We start from the raw sequence: 15,222 nt of genomic DNA, 5'->3' as shown, positions 1-15,222 counted from the left end.
TGTCCGTTCCTTGTGAGCTCTCACGGTCCACTGTTCATGCCGGCTGGGGAATATCCGGCGGGTGACATGCCTAGATGTCGAGGAACCGAATGTCCTTGGCGTTCTGCTGGATGAATTCCCGGCGGGACTCGACGTCCTCGCCCATGAGCACCGAGAAGATCTGGTCCGCGGCCGCGGCGTCGTCCATGGTGACCTGCAGCAGCGTGCGGTGCTCCGGGTCCATGGTGGTCTCCCACAGCTCGGTGTAGTCCATCTCGCCCAGGCCCTTGTAGCGCTGGATGCCGTTGTCCTTGGGCAGCCGGCGGTTCCCCGCGAGCCCCTTGGCCAGGGCGGCGTCCCGCTCCGCGTCCGAGAACACGTAGTCGTGCGGCGCGTTGGACCACTTGATGCGGTACAGCGGCGGCTGCGCGAGGTACACGTAGCCGTGCTCGATCAGCGGGCGCATGAAGCGGAACAGCAGGGTGAGCAGCAGCGTGGTGATGTGCTGGCCGTCCACGTCCGCGTCCGCCATGAGCACGATCTTGTGGTACCGGGCCTTGTCGATGTCGAAGTCGTCCCCGATGCCCGCGCCGAACGCGGTGATCATGGACTGCACCTCGGCGTTGGACAGCGCACGGTCCAGGCGGGCGCGCTCCACGTTGAGGATCTTGCCGCGCAGCGGCAGGATCGCCTGGTGGGCGGGGTCACGGCCCTGCACCGCGGAGCCACCGGCGGAGTCGCCCTCCACGATGTAGATCTCCGAGAGCGTGGGGTCCTTGGAGGAGCAGTCCTTGAGCTTGCCGGGCATCCCGCCGGACTCCAGCAGACCCTTGCGGCGCGTGGTCTCACGGGCCTTGCGGGCCGCGAGCCGGGCCTGGGACGCGTAGATGGCCTTGCGGATGATGTCCTTGGCCGGGTTCGGGTTGCGCTCCAGCCAGGCCCCGAACAGCTCGAACATCTCGCGCTGCACGAAGGTCTTCGCCTCCGAGTTGCCCAGCTTGGTCTTGGTCTGGCCCTCGAACTGCGGCTCGGAGAGCTTGATGGAGATCACCGCGGTGAGACCCTCGCGGACGTCCTCGCCCGTGAGGTTGTCGTCCTTGTCCCGCAGCAGCTTGTTCTCCCGCGCGTAGCGGTTGATCAGCGTGGTCAGCGCGGTGCGGAAACCCTCCTCGTGGGTGCCGCCCTCGTGCGTGTTGATGGTGTTGGCGTACGTGTGCACGGACTCGTTGAACGCCGTGGTCCACTGCATGGCCAGTTCCAGGGACATCTTCTTGTCCGGGTCGTCGACCTCCAGGGAGATCACGTCCTGGTGGATCAGGTCCGCCTTCTTGGAGGAGTTCAGGAACGTCACGTAGTCCAGCAGGCCGTCCTCGTAGCAGTAGACCACCTGCCGCGCGCCGGCCGCTGCGGCGTCGTCGCCCCCGGCCGTGCCGCCGTCCTGGCCCTCGAGCGGACCGGAGGCGTCCGAGGGGGTATCCCCGGCGATCTCCTCGCCGGTCTCGTCCGAGGCACGCTCGTCCGTGAGGGTGATGCGCAGACCCTTGTTCAGGAACGCCATCTGCTGGAAGCGCGCGCGCAGGGTCTCGAAGTCGAAGTCCACGGTCTCGAAGATCTCGGCGTCCGGGTAGAAGACCTGCGTGGTGCCGGTCTCCTCCGTGGCCTCGCCCTTGACCAGCTCACCCTGCGGGCGGCCGCCGTTCGCGAAGCTCATCCGCCACACGTGGCCCTGGCGCCGCACCTCGGTGTCCACCTGCCGGGACAGGGCGTTGACCACGGAGATGCCCACGCCGTGCAGACCACCGGAGACCGCGTAGCCGCCGCCCCCGAACTTGCCGCCCGCGTGCAGGATGGTCATCACCACCTCCACGGTGGGCTTGCCCTCGGTGGGGTGCATGTCCACGGGGATCCCGCGGCCGTTGTCGGACACTCGCACGCCGCCGTCCGCCTGCAGCGTCACCTCGATGTGGTCGCAGTAGCCGGCCAGGGCCTCGTCCACGGAGTTGTCGACCACCTCGTAGACCAGGTGGTGCAGACCCCGGGGCCCGGTGGAGCCGATGTACATCCCCGGGCGCTTCCTGACCGCCTCGAGGCCTTCCAGGACGGTGATGTCGCTCGCGCCGTACTCGTGCTGTGGGGAGTCCTCTGTAGCCACGGGGTTTCCGGTCCTCCTGCGTAATCGGTGACGCTCGCCGCCCGGCCCACATGAGTACAGCCGATGAGACGGCTCGCGGCTCATCGGCTGGCGGGGCGAAGAGATCTGTGGCTTCCCATTCTAGCGGATGTTCCCACGGATCAAGCGCTCAACGGCCCCCAGACGCTCCGGGACCCCGCGGGGCTGGGTGAGGCCATTTCCGGGGTGCGGTGCGGCTCGCGCGATTCTGGCGGGTTTTCGGCGGCCCGCGCCCTATCCGTACGTGTCCCGCGGTCCCCGCCCCTGCACCGCCCACCGGCCGCGCTTCCAGCTGGGACCCACCGGCCCCTGGATCTCGAGCCGCGTGACGATGCCCTCGCCCAGCTTGTCCGCGAAGCTGCGCAGGATCTCGGACTGGATCAGCCGCAGCTGGGTGGCGTACGCCGTGGAGTCGCAGCGCACGCGCACCACGGTGTCCTCGAAGTGCTCGGGCCACGTGTGCTCGGCGTTGCGCGGGCCCACGAGGGAGGCCCAGTCCGCGAGCACGGTGCTCACGTTCACGGGGGTCTTCCACCCCCGGTGGGTCATGAGCGTGTCCACCACGGAGGACAGCGGCCGCGGATCGCGCGCCGAGCGTCCCGGGCCCGAGAAACCGCCCAGCTGCCGGGGGTCCGTGCCGTACCGGTTGCGGCTGCGCAGCGCCGGGGAGCCCGTGCCCTCCTCCATGGCCAGGCCGAAGGCGCGCATGTTCTTGGCCGCGGCCGCCTGGGACAGCGGCATGTCACCTCGGTCCCGCGCCGCCTTGCGTGCCCGCTGCAGGGCCACCGCCGCAGCGTCCACCACGTCCCGGGGGACGGTGTCACTCATCGCCGGGCTCTCGTTCCTCGGGGCGGCGCAGGTCGGACTGCTGCGTCCGTGCGTCCTGCTGGCCGGGCCGCTGCCGTTCGGGCTGCTGCTCTTGGGAGCGCTGCGTCTCCAGGCGGCGCCCGTCCGGTGCCGTGCTGCCCGGTGCCTCCGACGCGTGCTCCGGTGACCCCGCCGGGGCGGGTGGTTCGCGCGGCAGGTCCGCGTGCGGCGTCGTCACCTCGCTCGGGGCGGCCGCCGGGGACGACGACGCCGCGGCGCCCCGCACGCGCACCGCCCCCGGTTCCACATCCACCACCGTGTGGGAGTGCTCCAGCAGCGCCGCCGGGAGGTCCTCGTCCACGGCGGCGGTGACCAGCACCTGCTCCGCCTGCCGCACGAGCTCCGCGAGCCGGCGCCGGCGCCGGGCGTCCAGCTCTGCGAAGACGTCGTCCAGGATGAGCACGGGGGCCGCACCGGGCGAGGGGTCGTCGGCGAGGTGGACGTACCACGAGCCCAGGCGCAGGGCGAGAGCGGTGGACCAGGTCTCCCCGTGGGAGGCGTAGCCCTTGGCAGGCGTGTCGCCCAGGCGGATCACGAGGTCGTCCCGGTGCGGTCCCACCAGGGTGATGCCCCGTTCGCGCTCCTGGCGCTCCATACGCTCGAACGCCTGCATCATGAGCTCGTGCAGGTCCGCCACGGAGAAGTGCTGCAGGGCCTGCTGCTGCGCACCGGGGGCAACCGACGAGCTCTCGTACTCGAGCGTGACGTGCTTGGGACCCTCGGTGAGCTGCTGGTACGCGCGGTCCACCTCCGGTTCGAGCGCCTTGAGCAGCTGGAGCCGCGCGGCCATCACGGCGGCACCGGCGCGGGCCAGCTGGTCGTTCCACACGGCCAGGGTGGCGCGGTCGGAGTCGGAGAGACCGCGTGAGCGCCGCGTGGACTTCAGCAGGGCGTTGCGCTGCTTGAGGGCACGCTCGTAGTCCGAGCGCGCGGCCGAGAGCACCGGGCGCATCGCGGTGGCGAGGTCGTCCAGGAACCGCCGCCGGTGGGAGGGGTCCCCCTTGACCAGGGTGAGGTCCTCCGGCGAGAACAGCACGGTGTGCAGGATCCCCAGGGACTCGCGCGCGCGGACGGGCGCCGCCCGGTTGATCCGCACCCTGTTGGCCCGGGTGGCGTTGAGCTCGTGCTCCAGGACCGTGCGCTGGCCACCGCGGTTCACCCGCAGCCGCACGATGGCCCGTTCCGCACCGGTGGCGATCAGCGGGGTGTTGCCCGAAACCCGGTGGGAACCGAGGGTCGCGGCCCAGTCGACGGCCTCCACGATGTTGGTCTTGCCCACCCCGTTGGGCCCCACGAAGACCGTGAGCCCCGGGGTGAGCGCGAGGTCCAGGCCCGCGTAGGTCCGGAAGTCCAGCAGCGAGAGGTGGTCTACGAACACACGATCACTGGTTGGGCAGGCGGACCGGCATGAGCAGGTACTTGTACTCCACGGTGTCCTCGCCGTCGAGCTCCTCCTGCGCGGAGAGCACCGCGGGCTTCGGCGGGGCGGTGAAAGAGAAGCGCACGAAGGGCGAGTCGAAGGCGTGCAACCCCTCGGAGAGGTACGTGGGGTTGAACGCCACGGTGATCTCGTCCCCGTTGAGCTGGGCGTCCAGTACCTCGGAGGCCTGGGCGTCCTCACCGGTCCCGGCGTCGAGCGCCACCTGGCCGTCGCTGAAGGCCAGGCGCACCGGCGTGTTGCGCTCGGCCACGAGGGACACACGCCGCACGGCTTCGACGAGCTCGGAGGTGCGCACCACCGCGGTGATCGGCGTGTTCTCGGGGAACAGTGAGCGGATCTTGGGGTACTCGCCGTCGATCAGCAGGCTCGTGGTGCGCCGCCCGCCCGACTCGAAGCCCACCAGTTCGGTGTTCGGGGCTAGCGCCATGTTCACGTCCCCGGAGGATCCCAGGGTCTTGGCGATGTCGTTGAGGGTCTTGGCCTTGATCAGCGCCGCGGTGGAGATGGTGGGATCGGTGGGCCGCCAGGTGAGCTCCCGCATGGCCAGGCGATAGCGGTCCGTGGCGAGCAGGGTCATCTTCTCGCCCTCGATCTCCATGCGGATGCCGGTGAGGATCGGCAGGGTGTCGTCCTTGGACGCGGCGATGTTCACCTGTGCCACGGCGTGGGCGAACTCGTCCCCGGCGACCACTCCGGAGAGCTCGGGAAGACCGGGTAGCTGGGGGTAGTCGTCCACGGGCATGGCCGCGAGGTTGAACTTGGAGGAGCGGCACGTGAGCGTGACCTTGCCGCCCTCGGCCTCGAGCTGCACCGGTGCGGACGGCAGGGAGCGGCAGATGTCCGCGAGCAGCCGGCCCGAGACCAGGGTGGTGCCCTCCTCCACGACATCCGCGCTGATGGTCAGGCGTGCTGAGATCTCGTAGTCGAAGCTCGCGATGGAGAGGGATCCGTTCTCGGCCTTGATCAGCAGACCCGAGAGCACGGGCACGGGGGGTCGCGGGGACAGCGAACGAGCAGTCCAGGTGACTGCTTCAGCGAGTACGTCGCGCTCGACCGAGAACTTCACGGGGGTGCCCCTCTTCTGGCTGTGGACGGGAGTGTCTGCCTGCATCGTATCCGGCCGGGAGGACGCCGCCCCAACGGTGCCGTGGGCGTGTGCAGCGTGGCTGCACCGCGTACCTCGGAGATTCTTGTAATTACAGAGATCGCGGTGTGGTGCTCGGGGTCGGACGGTCGGGATTTTTGTTGTTCGGCGGAGCTTCTCTTAAGGGTCAGAAGTGTTAATAACCCCTGTGGAACTTGTGGATAACTGCCTGCATCCCAGTTCCCGAGCGAGTCCGGGGTGTTGACGCGCTGTGGAGGATTCGATGCCGGTCTGTGAGCGTGGAGTGCGTAACTTCCGCGTGATTCCGGGGATTCCACAGCTTCGCCCACCGCTGCGCGGCAGTTGTCCACGGATCCGGACGCGCTGTCCACAGATTTTTCCACATCGCAGGATTTCCGCTCGTGCACACGGTGTCCACAGGGCCTTTTCCGCCTGTGGATCCGGGGGCGTCTCTCCCGTCGGCGCGTGGTTGCGGCCTGTGGATGAATCACAGGAAAGGGGCCCCGGACGCGGTGTCCGGGACCCCTCAGCGGTGGTTCCCCGTGGCGGGCGCCCTGCGGCGCCCGGCTCAGCCCTCGCGCGACTGCTGCTTGATCCGGTTGGTCAGCTCCGTGACCTGGTCGAAGATCTGACGGCGCTCGGCCATCAGGGTGCGGATCTTGCGGTCCGCGTGCATCACCGTGGTGTGGTCGCGGCCGCCCAGCTCCTGCCCGATCTTGGGCAGCGACATGTCCGTGAGCTCGCGCAGCAGGTACATGGCGATCTGGCGAGCCGTCACGAGGGTGCGCGTGCGGGACTTGGACTTCAGCTCGTCCAGCGTGATGTTGAAGAACGCCGCGGTCTGGCCGAGGATCGACGCCGCGGTGATCTCCTGCCCGCCGTCGTCCGTGATCAGGTCCTTGAGCACCAGCTCGGCCAGCGGGAGATCCACGGGCTGCTTGTTCAGGGACGCGAACGCCGTGACGCGGATCAGCGCGCCCTCGAGCTCGCGGATGTTCGTGGAGATGTGCGAGGCGATGTACTCCATCACGTCGTCCGGGGCGTCCATCCCCTCGCTGATGGCCTTCTTACGCAGGATCGCGATGCGCGTCTCCAGCTCGGGCGGCTGGACGTCCGTGATCAGACCCCACTCGAACCGGGACCGCATGCGCTCCGCGAAGCCCGTGAGCTGCTTGGGCGGCATGTCCGAGGTGATCACGATCTGCTTCTCGTGGTTGTGCAGCGCGTTGAAGGTGTGGAAGAACTCCTCCTGCGTGTGCTCCTTGCCCGCGAGGAACTGGATGTCGTCGATCAGCAGCAGGTCCACGTTGCGGTAGATGCCCTTGAAGGACGAGCCCTCGTCGTCCCGGATGGAGTTGATGAAGTCGTTGGTGAACTCCTCGGAGTTCACGTACCGCACCCGCATCTTGGGGTAGAGGCGCTTGGCGTAGTGCCCAATTGCGTGCAGCAGGTGGGTCTTGCCCAGCCCCGAGTCCCCGTAAATGAACAGCGGGTTATATGCCTTGGCCGGCGTCTCGGCCACGGCGAAGGCTGCGGCATGGGCGAAGCGGTTGGACTGGCCGATCACGAAGGAGTCGAAGACGTACTTGGGGTTCAACCGGGCGGAGCTGTCCCACTCGGAGTCGGCCGGGCTGGTGTCGGAGCCGCTGCCCGTGCTCAGGACCTCGCGGGGCTCGTGTGCCGGGGCGGGCCGTTCCTGGTCCCGGCGCGGGGGCATGGTCCTCATCTGCTCGTCCGTGCGCATCCGGTCCTCGCCCGCGGCGGGACGCACGAAGCGCTCACCCGGATCGGCGGCCTGCTCCTGCGGAGTCAGGAAGGACCCGGGTGCCCGCTCCGCCTCGATCTCCGTGAGGGAGGGTCGTGAGGCGCCGGTGCGGGCGTCGTGGGACCGCTGCGCTCCTGAACCCTCGGTCCGGGAGGGGGCGGGGTGCGGTGCGGCGGCGTCCTCGTGCCGGGGGGATGCGGCGGGACCGCTCGTGGAGCGGGGGATCTCGAGCTCCGGGTCCACCACGAAGGCCACGAGGGTCTCCGTGCCGAACACGCGGTGCACGGTCTCGTCCAGCACGTCGGACATGGGCCGGTGCTGCAGATACTCACGGGTCACCTCACTGGGGACGGCCACCAGCAGCGTGGTGCCCATGAGCCCCCGGGGCTCGCACACGGCGATGTTCCCCCGGGCCCTGCCGCTCACACGCGGGTTCTCGTTCATGGCGCGGACGCACTCTGCCCACTGTTCGAGCAAAGCCTGGTTGTCCTGCTGCATGAGCGACTCCTGACGTGATGGACTGGGACGGCCCAGTTTTCCACAGAGTTGTTCACAGCGGTGGATAAATCATGAGGGGGCGGCCGTGGGGATCAGCCTAGAACATGGATCGGGGCAGTTCATAGCCCGGATTCGCGGGCCCGGAGAACTACAAAGATGTAGTTCCGGGCTGGGGATAACCGTCCTCCCGGCGGGGTGCAGAACCCGTTTTCCACACCGCTGTGGAGGTCCGTCTGCACAGATGTGGAGAGACCGCGAACCCCTGGTGGGCCGTTGCGGGGAGGGCTCGCGGACGGGCACGGGATTTGACCCCCGGGGGCGGATCGACTACTGTGAATTAGTCTTGTGCGTGTTGGGCCGTGATTTCTGCGTGCCTGCACGCCCCCTGAAACCTACCGCGTGCGCCCCCTGCGACATCCTGCAGTTGGCTCACCGTTGTCCAACCTCGTGGAGTGACTAATGCCCAAGCGGACTTTCCAGCCCAACAACCGCCGTCGCGCCCGCAAGCACGGCTTCCGTGCTCGCATGCGCACCCGTGCCGGCCGCGCCATCATCGGCGCCCGCCGCAGCAAGGGCCGCGCCAGCCTCTCGGCCTGAGCCCTCCCCACCCCGCGAGGTTCGCATCGTGCTGCCCACCAGGCACCGGATGCGGACCTCTGCGCACTTCTCGACCACTGTACGTTCCGGCGCCCGTGGGGGCCGCCGGAACGTCGTCGTATCCGTGCGCCTGAGCACGGGCGCACCCAGCCGCGTGGGGTTCGTGGTCTCCAAGGCCGTGGGCAACGCGGTGACCCGCAACAAGGTCAAGCGCAGGCTCCGAGAGCTGAGCGCCGAGACGGTTCGCGAACGGCCGGAGGGCATGGACCTGGTGGTCCGCGCGCTGCCTCCCGCCGCCACCGCGCCGTGGGACGAACTGGCGCGGGACTACCGGTCCGCCGTCGCCACCGCCGTGCGCCGCTGCGCGTGAGTTTCCCAGCAAGCCCCGGGCACCATGCCGTAACCTGCCGGGTAGTCGATCGAGAAGGAGGTGCGCGTGGCGTCACGGGTGACTCCTGAACAGCTCCTTGCGCGCGCACCGCACGAGTACGACACCTCCGGGGGGCTGCTGAGCGCCGTCAAGAAGGCGCCGCAGAACCTGTGCATCGCGCTCCTCAAGCTCTACCGCACCATCGTGTCCCCGCTGTACGGGGACGTGTGCCGCTACTTCCCCTCCTGCTCCGCCTACGCGCTGGAAGCCTTCACGGTCCACGGGGCGGTGCGCGGTCTGGGGCTGAGCGTCCGGCGGCTGCTGCGGTGCCATCCGTGGGCGGCCGGGGGGATCGACAGGGTCCCTGCGGGGGGCCGGGAGTTCTCCTCCGCGGTCGAGACCCCCAAGATCGTTCTGCTCAACCACCCGAACCTCGTGCGCGAGTACACGCACGACTGCCAGGACCGCCAGCACGCGGCTCAAGGAGCTGAGGCTCGATGAACTTCTTCGACATGATTCTGCTGCCCTTCAAATGGATCGTCTCCGCGGTCCTGTGGGCGTTCCACGAACTGTTCACCCTGATCGGGCTGGACCCCACCTCCGGTTTCACCTGGGTGCTGTGCATCGTGGGCCTGACCCTGGTGATGCGCACGCTGACCATCCCGCTGTTCCTCAAGCAGATCAAGTCCATGCGGGGGATGCAGGAGCTGCAGCCGGAGCTCGCCAAGCTGCAGGCCAAGTACAAGGGCAAGAAGGACCAGCTCTCCCGCCAGGCCATGGCCGAGGAGCAGATGGCGCTGTACAAGGAGCACGGGTCCAACCCGTTCGCGGCGTGCCTGCCCATCATCGTGCAGATGCCCATCTTCTTCGCGCTGTTCCAGGTGCTGCGCTCGGTGCCGCAGGCGGCGGCCAACAACGAGGCCATCCACCTGCTCACGCCGCAGATGGTGCACCAGTTCAACGAGTCCACCATCTTCGGTGCTCCCCTGTTCTCCACGCTGATGCAACCGGGCACGGGCAACCACGCGGCCACCGTGGTCCTCGCGCTCGTGATGATCGTGGCCATGAGCGCCACGCAGTTCATCACCCAGAAGCAGCTGACCTCCCGCAACATGAGCGACTCCGCCAAGGAGTCGCCCATGTACCGCCAGCAGCAGATGATGCTCTACCTGTTCCCGCTGATCTTCGCGATCGGCGGCATCAACTTCCCGCTGGGCGTGCTCGTGTACTGGACCGTGTCCAACCTCTGGTCCATGGGCCAGCAGTGGTGGGTCATCCGCAACAACCCCACCAAGGGCTCGCAGGCCGAGCGGGAGCTCAACGAGCGTCGTGCGGCCAGGGGTCTGCCTCCCGTGGGCATGTCCAAGAAGGAGCACGAGGACAAGCTCGAGGAGCAGCGGGTGCGGGCGGCCGCGGGGCAGCGCAACCAGCCCGTGTCCAAGAAGCGCCAGAAGCAGCAGACCAAGAAGAACAACGGCTGAGAGGTCGCCTGCCATGAACGAGACGGACCACACCCGGGAGACCACCCCGCAGGACGCCCAGGCGCAGGCGGGCGAGGTCGACGCCCAGGAGTCCTCGCTCTCCCCCCTCGAGGAGGAGGGCGAGATCGCCGCGGACTACATCGAGGAGCTCCTCGACACCGCGGACATCGACGGTGACATCGACATCGAGGTGCGGGATGGCCGCACCTACGTGTCCGTGGTCGCCGAGGACGACGACGCCGAGCTGCAGGCTCTCGTGGGCCGCGACGGCGAGACGGTCGACGCCCTGCAGGAGCTCGCCCGGCTGGCGGTGCTCAGCGCCACCCAGCGGCGCAGCCGGCTGATCCTGGACGTCGCCGGACACCGCGACGAGCGTGCCTCCCAGCTCCACACCATGGCCGACGACGCCGCGGCCCGGGTCCGCGCGGACGGCCAGCCCGTCCACCTGCCCCCGCTGTCCGCCTACGAGCGCAAGATCGTGCACGACGCCGTGGCCGAGGCCGGTCTGACGTCCGAGTCCGAGGGTGACGGAGCGGACCGCCACATCGTCATCTCGGCGGGCGCGTGAGCTCGGCGGACCGCGCCCACGGCCGTCGGGCGTCCAGCGGCAGCGGGCAGACTGATCGCTCGGTACCCTCCGCGGAGGAACGGACCGACGGGACCTCCGAGCACCGCGCGGCCCCGGAGCCCCAGCCCGCGCCCGCCCTGGGTGAGCTGGAGGGTGCCGCGCGCACCATCTTCGGCGAGCGGCTGGAGCTCGCGCAGCGCTACACGGAGTACCTGGCCTCCTCGGGCATCGTGCGCGGCCTGATCGGGCCCCGGGAGGCGCCCCGGTTGTGGGAACGCCACGTGCTCAACTGCGCCGTGGTGCAGGAGCTCATCGCTCCGGACGCCCGGGTGGTGGACGTGGGTTCGGGTGCGGGTCTGCCCGGGCTCTGCCTGGCGATCGCCCGGCCGGATCTGCACCTCACCCTCGTGGAACCTCTCGAGCGCCGTGTCGTGTGGCTCGACGAGGTGGTTGCGGACCTCGGACTGGACAACGTCACGGTTCTGCGGGCTCGCGCGGAACAGGCGAAGAAGGACGTCGGACCGGTGGACGTGGTGACCGCGCGTGCCGTCTCCGCACTTGTCGGTCTCGTGGACATCACCCTCCCCCTGCTCAAGGGCTCGGGGGAGCTCCTCGCGCTCAAGGGGAGGTCCGCCCAGGAGGAGATGGACAGGGCGTCCAAGAAGTTCGGTCGCTTCGGGGTGCGTTCCTCCGAGGTGGTCACCGCTGGGGCGTCCCTGCTGGCCGAGCCCACCACGGTGGTCCGCCTGGTCCTCTGAGGCCCACCGGGCGATGGGTGTGGATGCCGATAAGCTACGGGGAGCACCGCATCAGCCAGGGAAGGAACCGTCGATGACCACTCCGGAGCACGCCGACAAGGCCGTGACGCGCGGACACGACTTCGGGCTCCCTCCCGACCCCGCGAATCAGCCGGAAAAGGTTGTCCCGGATCGCGGGAAGCACGTTTCACGTGAAACAGAGGGCCACGCTGGTCTCGCAGCACAAGACGCGGTGGCTGATACCGCCCTGGGGAGGAAACTCGTGGAAGAGAACAAACGCCGGGCCAAGCTGAAGAACGTGCAGCTGGATCCGCCGACCGCCACCCGCTACATCACCATCAGCAATCAAAAGGGCGGGGTGGGCAAGACCAGCACCTCAGTCAACCTCGCGGTTGCCCTGGCCAAGCAGGGGCAGAACGTCCTGGTGGTGGACAACGATCCTCAGGGCAACGCCTCCACGGCCCTGGGCATCCCCCACGGTTCGGACGCCGACTCCGTCTACGACGTGCTCATCGACGAGGTGCCCGTGGCCGACGTGGTCAAGGAGTCCCCGGAGATGGAGAACCTCTGGGTCCTGCCGGCCACCATCGACCTGGCCGGTGCCGAGATCGAGCTCGTTTCCGTGGTGGCCCGTGAGCAGAGGTTGCAGCGCGCGCTGGCCGACTACGCCACGGCGCGTGAAGATCAGGGGCTCCCCCGACTGGACTACGTGTTCATCGACTGCCCGCCTAGCCTGGGGCTGCTGACCATTAACGCATTCGTGGCCGCTACCGAGGTGCTGATCCCCATTCAGTGCGAGTACTACGCCCTGGAGGGTTTGAGCCAGCTGCTCAACAACATCTCCATGATCCAGAAGCACCTGAATCCCAAGCTCACGGTGTCCTCCATCCTGCTGACCATGTACGACGGGCGCACCAACCTGGCCTCCCAGGTGGCCGACGAGGTGCGTCAGCACTTCCCCGACGAGGTCATGGAAACCATGATTCCGCGCTCCGTGCGCATCTCCGAGGCGCCCAGCTACCAGCAGAGCGTGATCACGTACGATCCCAGCTCTACGGGCGCACTGTCCTACCTTGAGGCCGCGGCCGAACTCGCCACGCGGGAACCGCGCTCGTAGTGCTTTGAGGCGCGGCGTGGGACATCATCATCGCTGTAGGGCTGTAGGGCTGTAGGGCTGTAGGGCTGTAGGGCTGTAGGGCTGTAGGGCTGTAGGGCTGTAGGGCGCGAAATGATGTACATACGGCGCGGCGCCTGGTCCACCAGTTGGCAAACAAGGCGGTTCGCTGCGGCTGACGGGCGGTCTGTCGTCTTGCGAGTGAGTTCCCGCCCCGAAGTAACCCTTACTCGGCAACGGCCGCTGTGTGGACCTACGGGCCTGACCCCGCTCTCTTTCCGGCCATGTTTCACGTGAAACATTCCTGGTCCTCACGGTAAGCAAAGCCTGCCCGGGAGCCCCCGCTCCCTAGCCCGTGCGTGGCATATGTTCGGAGACCATTCCTATGTCACCACAGGTTCCTCCGGAACTCCATCCTGCGGGGGATGACCAGCGACCCCATCGGCGAGCCCCGATGGAGCGGGCACCGCGTCTGTCTTCTCGCGACCGACTACGATGGGGTGGAACATCCGTAGGGAAAGGACATGACAGTGGCTGAACGTCGACGGGGCCTGGGACGAGGACTTGGCGCCCTCATCCCCAGTGGGGACACTTCCGAGGAGCAGTCGGACAGGGCATCGTCGCCGCGCGCGGGCGATGCGGCCTCCGCGCCGTCGAACGCACCGCAAGATCGTGCTGAGGCGGCGACGGCAACGTCCAGCTCATCACGGAGCAACGGCATCAAGATGAAAACCCCGGCAAAGAAGTCCGCGACATCTGCTAAGACCGCGTCGTCCGCGTCTCGGACCGCACCCAATGCTGGCAGCAAGGCAGCGCAGCCGTCTTCAACCAGGTCGCAAAACGCCGATAACGCCGCAGCCACCTCTGCGGGACAGCGAACCAGCGCCTCCAAGGGCTCCCGGGTTGACGATGTTTCACGTGAAACATCGCGAGCCGCATCGAACGCGGGTCGCCCAGCTGACGTGAAGACAAAGAAGCGCCGCGACATGGTGCAGGCTCTTCGGAGCACGACGTCGGTGAGCCGTCCCGTCGACATGTTCTTCCTGCCGTCCGAGCAGGAAGCGCAGCCACACGATCGCAATGATGGGTCCAATGGCCGTACTCAGAGGCCGGCGCCTGGGGTCGCGCAGAAAAGAGTCGCTCAGCCCCGGGAGCAGCTGGCAGACGAGTCTCAGGGTGCCGGGCGCAAGCAGGCTCGCGCAACGAGAACGTCGGATATGGCACATTCCGCTGACCATGGTGCACCATCCGGCGCAGAACGCGTAGCGTCACGTCCCAGTACTGAACCAGCTCCTACAAAGAGTCAGGCGCGTGACGATGTTTCACGTGAAACATCATCTCCTACGGTGTCCTCGCATCAAGCTCAGCCGGCCACGTCCGAGCACGAGGCACCTGCGGCGACCTCCGTTCAGTCAGATGCGGCCGGTACGGCGGTGGAGGATCATCGAACGAGTTCCTCCGACGTCGACGGTACGAGCGGGGAGGGGAAAGTTTCGGCTGAAAACCCGGATGCACAGAAGGCCGGGGTTCGATCGGCCTCGGGCAGCCAGAAGAAGACCGCCGCGAACCGCGGCGGGGATGACGACCATGCAGCTGAGGAGCTCCGCGAGGTTCCCGGCGCCGTGTTTGCGGAGCTGTCGGTCGCAGACATCCACCCCAACCGCAAGCAGCCACGTCAGGTGTTCGACGAGGACGAACTGGCGGAACTCGCCTTCTCCGTCAAGGAGCTCGGTGTTCTGCAGCCCGTCGTCGTGCGCCCCAGCCGTGACGAGGGCCCGGAGCGGTACGAACTCGTCATGGGTGAGCGGCGCTGGCGTGCCGTCCAGGCTGCCGGGCTGGACACTATCCCTGCCATCATCCGGGAGACGCCGGACAACGACCTCCTGCGCGACGCCCTGCTGGAGAACCTGCACCGGGCACAGCTCAACCCCCTGGAAGAGGCGGCGGCCTACCAGCAGCTCATGCAGGAGTTCGGGGCCACCCAGGAGCAGCTGTCGGAGCGAATCGGACGCTCACGGCCGCAGATCTCGAACACCCTTCGTCTGCTGCGACTGCCGGCTCTCGTGCAGCGACGGGTGGCGGCCGGGGTGCTCAGTTCGGGCCACGCGCGGGCGCTGCTGGCTCTGACTGACCCCGCAGACATGGAGCGGCTCGCGCAGCGCATCGTGGCGGAGGGGCTGTCCGTGCGCGCCACGGAGGAGGCCGTGGCGCTCTCCGACGGCCTCAAGCGGTCGAAGGGGCGTCGCAAGGCGCCGTCCACCCGCCACGATGACCGGCTGGGCTACATCGCCGATGCTTTCTCGGACAAGCTGGACACCAGCGTGAAGATCCAGTTGGGCGCCCGCAAGGGCAAGATGACCATTGAGTTCGCCTCCGTGGAGGATCTGAACCGCATCATCGACGTCCTGGACCCCAAGATGGACACCGAGAGCTGATCGGGCCGATGACCTCGTCGACGGGTCTGGGGATTTCCTGCATCCCGGGGTAGCCCCTCGCCCGGGACGGGGTC

Annotated in this window: 13 protein-coding genes; 8 read left to right on the top strand and 5 right to left on the bottom strand. The window is 68.1% G+C overall.

Annotation, left to right across the window (positions count from 1 at the left end; translation table 11 throughout):
- Positions 1 to 70 precede the first annotated feature (70 nt).
- The 5 genes from gyrB to dnaA all read right to left on the bottom strand — a co-directional run bounded on the left by gyrB (position 71) and on the right by dnaA (position 7,825).
- On the bottom strand, positions 71 to 2,131 hold the full coding sequence (gene gyrB, locus DNL27_RS00660; RefSeq protein WP_112234398.1) for a DNA topoisomerase (ATP-hydrolyzing) subunit B: 2,061 nt from the start codon (positions 2,129 to 2,131) through the stop codon (positions 71 to 73).
- Between the two features lie 252 nt (positions 2,132 to 2,383).
- Positions 2,384 to 2,977, bottom strand: coding sequence for a DUF721 domain-containing protein (locus DNL27_RS00655; protein ID WP_012397078.1), 594 nt, complete (start codon positions 2,975 to 2,977; stop codon positions 2,384 to 2,386).
- Positions 2,970 to 4,394: a DNA replication/repair protein RecF gene (recF, locus tag DNL27_RS00650; protein WP_112234397.1), complete on the bottom strand. Its 1,425-nt coding sequence runs from the start codon at positions 4,392 to 4,394 to the stop codon at positions 2,970 to 2,972. The genes DNL27_RS00655 and recF overlap by 8 nt, the downstream gene beginning before the upstream one ends.
- 4 nt (positions 4,395 to 4,398) lie before the next feature.
- A complete protein-coding gene (dnaN, locus tag DNL27_RS00645) occupies positions 4,399 to 5,523 on the bottom strand; it encodes a DNA polymerase III subunit beta (RefSeq protein ID WP_012397076.1) in 1,125 nt (374 codons plus the stop codon).
- A gap of 607 nt (positions 5,524 to 6,130) precedes the next feature.
- On the bottom strand, positions 6,131 to 7,825 hold the full coding sequence (gene dnaA / locus DNL27_RS00640) for a chromosomal replication initiator protein DnaA (RefSeq protein ID WP_112234396.1): 1,695 nt from the start codon (positions 7,823 to 7,825) through the stop codon (positions 6,131 to 6,133).
- A gap of 459 nt (positions 7,826 to 8,284) precedes the next feature.
- Between dnaA and rpmH the strand changes: the two genes are divergently transcribed.
- The 8 genes from rpmH to DNL27_RS00595 all read left to right on the top strand — a co-directional run bounded on the left by rpmH (position 8,285) and on the right by DNL27_RS00595 (position 15,148).
- The gene (gene rpmH, locus DNL27_RS00635; RefSeq protein WP_012399425.1) at positions 8,285 to 8,422 is read left to right on the top strand and encodes a 50S ribosomal protein L34; all 138 of its coding nucleotides are present in this window, start codon (positions 8,285 to 8,287) and stop codon (positions 8,420 to 8,422) included.
- A gap of 28 nt (positions 8,423 to 8,450) precedes the next feature.
- Positions 8,451 to 8,792, top strand: coding sequence for a ribonuclease P protein component (gene rnpA / locus DNL27_RS00630; protein ID WP_012399424.1), 342 nt, complete (start codon positions 8,451 to 8,453; stop codon positions 8,790 to 8,792).
- A 78-nt stretch (positions 8,793 to 8,870) separates the two neighbouring features.
- Positions 8,871 to 9,293: a membrane protein insertion efficiency factor YidD gene (gene yidD, locus DNL27_RS00625; RefSeq protein WP_012399423.1), complete on the top strand. Its 423-nt coding sequence runs from the start codon at positions 8,871 to 8,873 to the stop codon at positions 9,291 to 9,293.
- On the top strand, positions 9,290 to 10,273 hold the full coding sequence (gene yidC / locus DNL27_RS00620; RefSeq protein ID WP_112234395.1) for a membrane protein insertase YidC: 984 nt from the start codon (positions 9,290 to 9,292) through the stop codon (positions 10,271 to 10,273). Before yidD ends, yidC begins: the two co-directional genes overlap by 4 nt.
- Positions 10,274 to 10,286: 13 nt before the next feature.
- Complete coding sequence (locus tag DNL27_RS00615) at positions 10,287 to 10,841, top strand: R3H domain-containing nucleic acid-binding protein (RefSeq protein ID WP_112234394.1); 555 nt, start codon at positions 10,287 to 10,289, stop codon at positions 10,839 to 10,841.
- A 137-nt stretch (positions 10,842 to 10,978) separates the two neighbouring features.
- Positions 10,979 to 11,599, top strand: coding sequence for a 16S rRNA (guanine(527)-N(7))-methyltransferase RsmG (gene rsmG / locus DNL27_RS00610; RefSeq protein ID WP_112235707.1), 621 nt, complete (start codon positions 10,979 to 10,981; stop codon positions 11,597 to 11,599).
- 262 nt (positions 11,600 to 11,861) lie between these two features.
- Complete coding sequence (locus DNL27_RS00605) at positions 11,862 to 12,716, top strand: ParA family protein (RefSeq protein WP_112234393.1); 855 nt, start codon at positions 11,862 to 11,864, stop codon at positions 12,714 to 12,716.
- Between the two features lie 1,154 nt (positions 12,717 to 13,870).
- On the top strand, positions 13,871 to 15,148 hold the full coding sequence (locus DNL27_RS00595; protein WP_370447116.1) for a ParB/RepB/Spo0J family partition protein: 1,278 nt from the start codon (positions 13,871 to 13,873) through the stop codon (positions 15,146 to 15,148).
- Positions 15,149 to 15,222: the final 74 nt, after the last annotated feature.

Source organism: Kocuria sp. BT304 (genome assembly GCF_003290245.1).
GTDB lineage: Bacteria > Actinomycetota > Actinomycetes > Actinomycetales > Micrococcaceae > Kocuria > Kocuria rhizophila_A.
This window is presented reverse-complemented; position numbering and strand designations above follow the sequence as displayed.

What these genes read in the sequence shown, in the direction of transcription:
- DNL27_RS00655 (WP_012397078.1), bottom strand. Translation starts at nt 2,977, where the DNA reads ATGAGTGACACCGTCCCCCGGGACGTGGTGGACGCTGCGGCGGTGGCC.
- dnaA (WP_112234396.1), bottom strand. Translation starts at nt 7,825, where the DNA reads ATGCAGCAGGACAACCAGGCTTTGCTCGAACAGTGGGCAGAGTGCGTC.
- rpmH (WP_012399425.1), top strand. Translation starts at nt 8,285, where the DNA reads ATGCCCAAGCGGACTTTCCAGCCCAACAACCGCCGTCGCGCCCGCAAG.
- yidC (WP_112234395.1), top strand. Translation starts at nt 9,290, where the DNA reads ATGAACTTCTTCGACATGATTCTGCTGCCCTTCAAATGGATCGTCTCC.
- DNL27_RS00615 (WP_112234394.1), top strand. Translation starts at nt 10,287, where the DNA reads ATGAACGAGACGGACCACACCCGGGAGACCACCCCGCAGGACGCCCAG.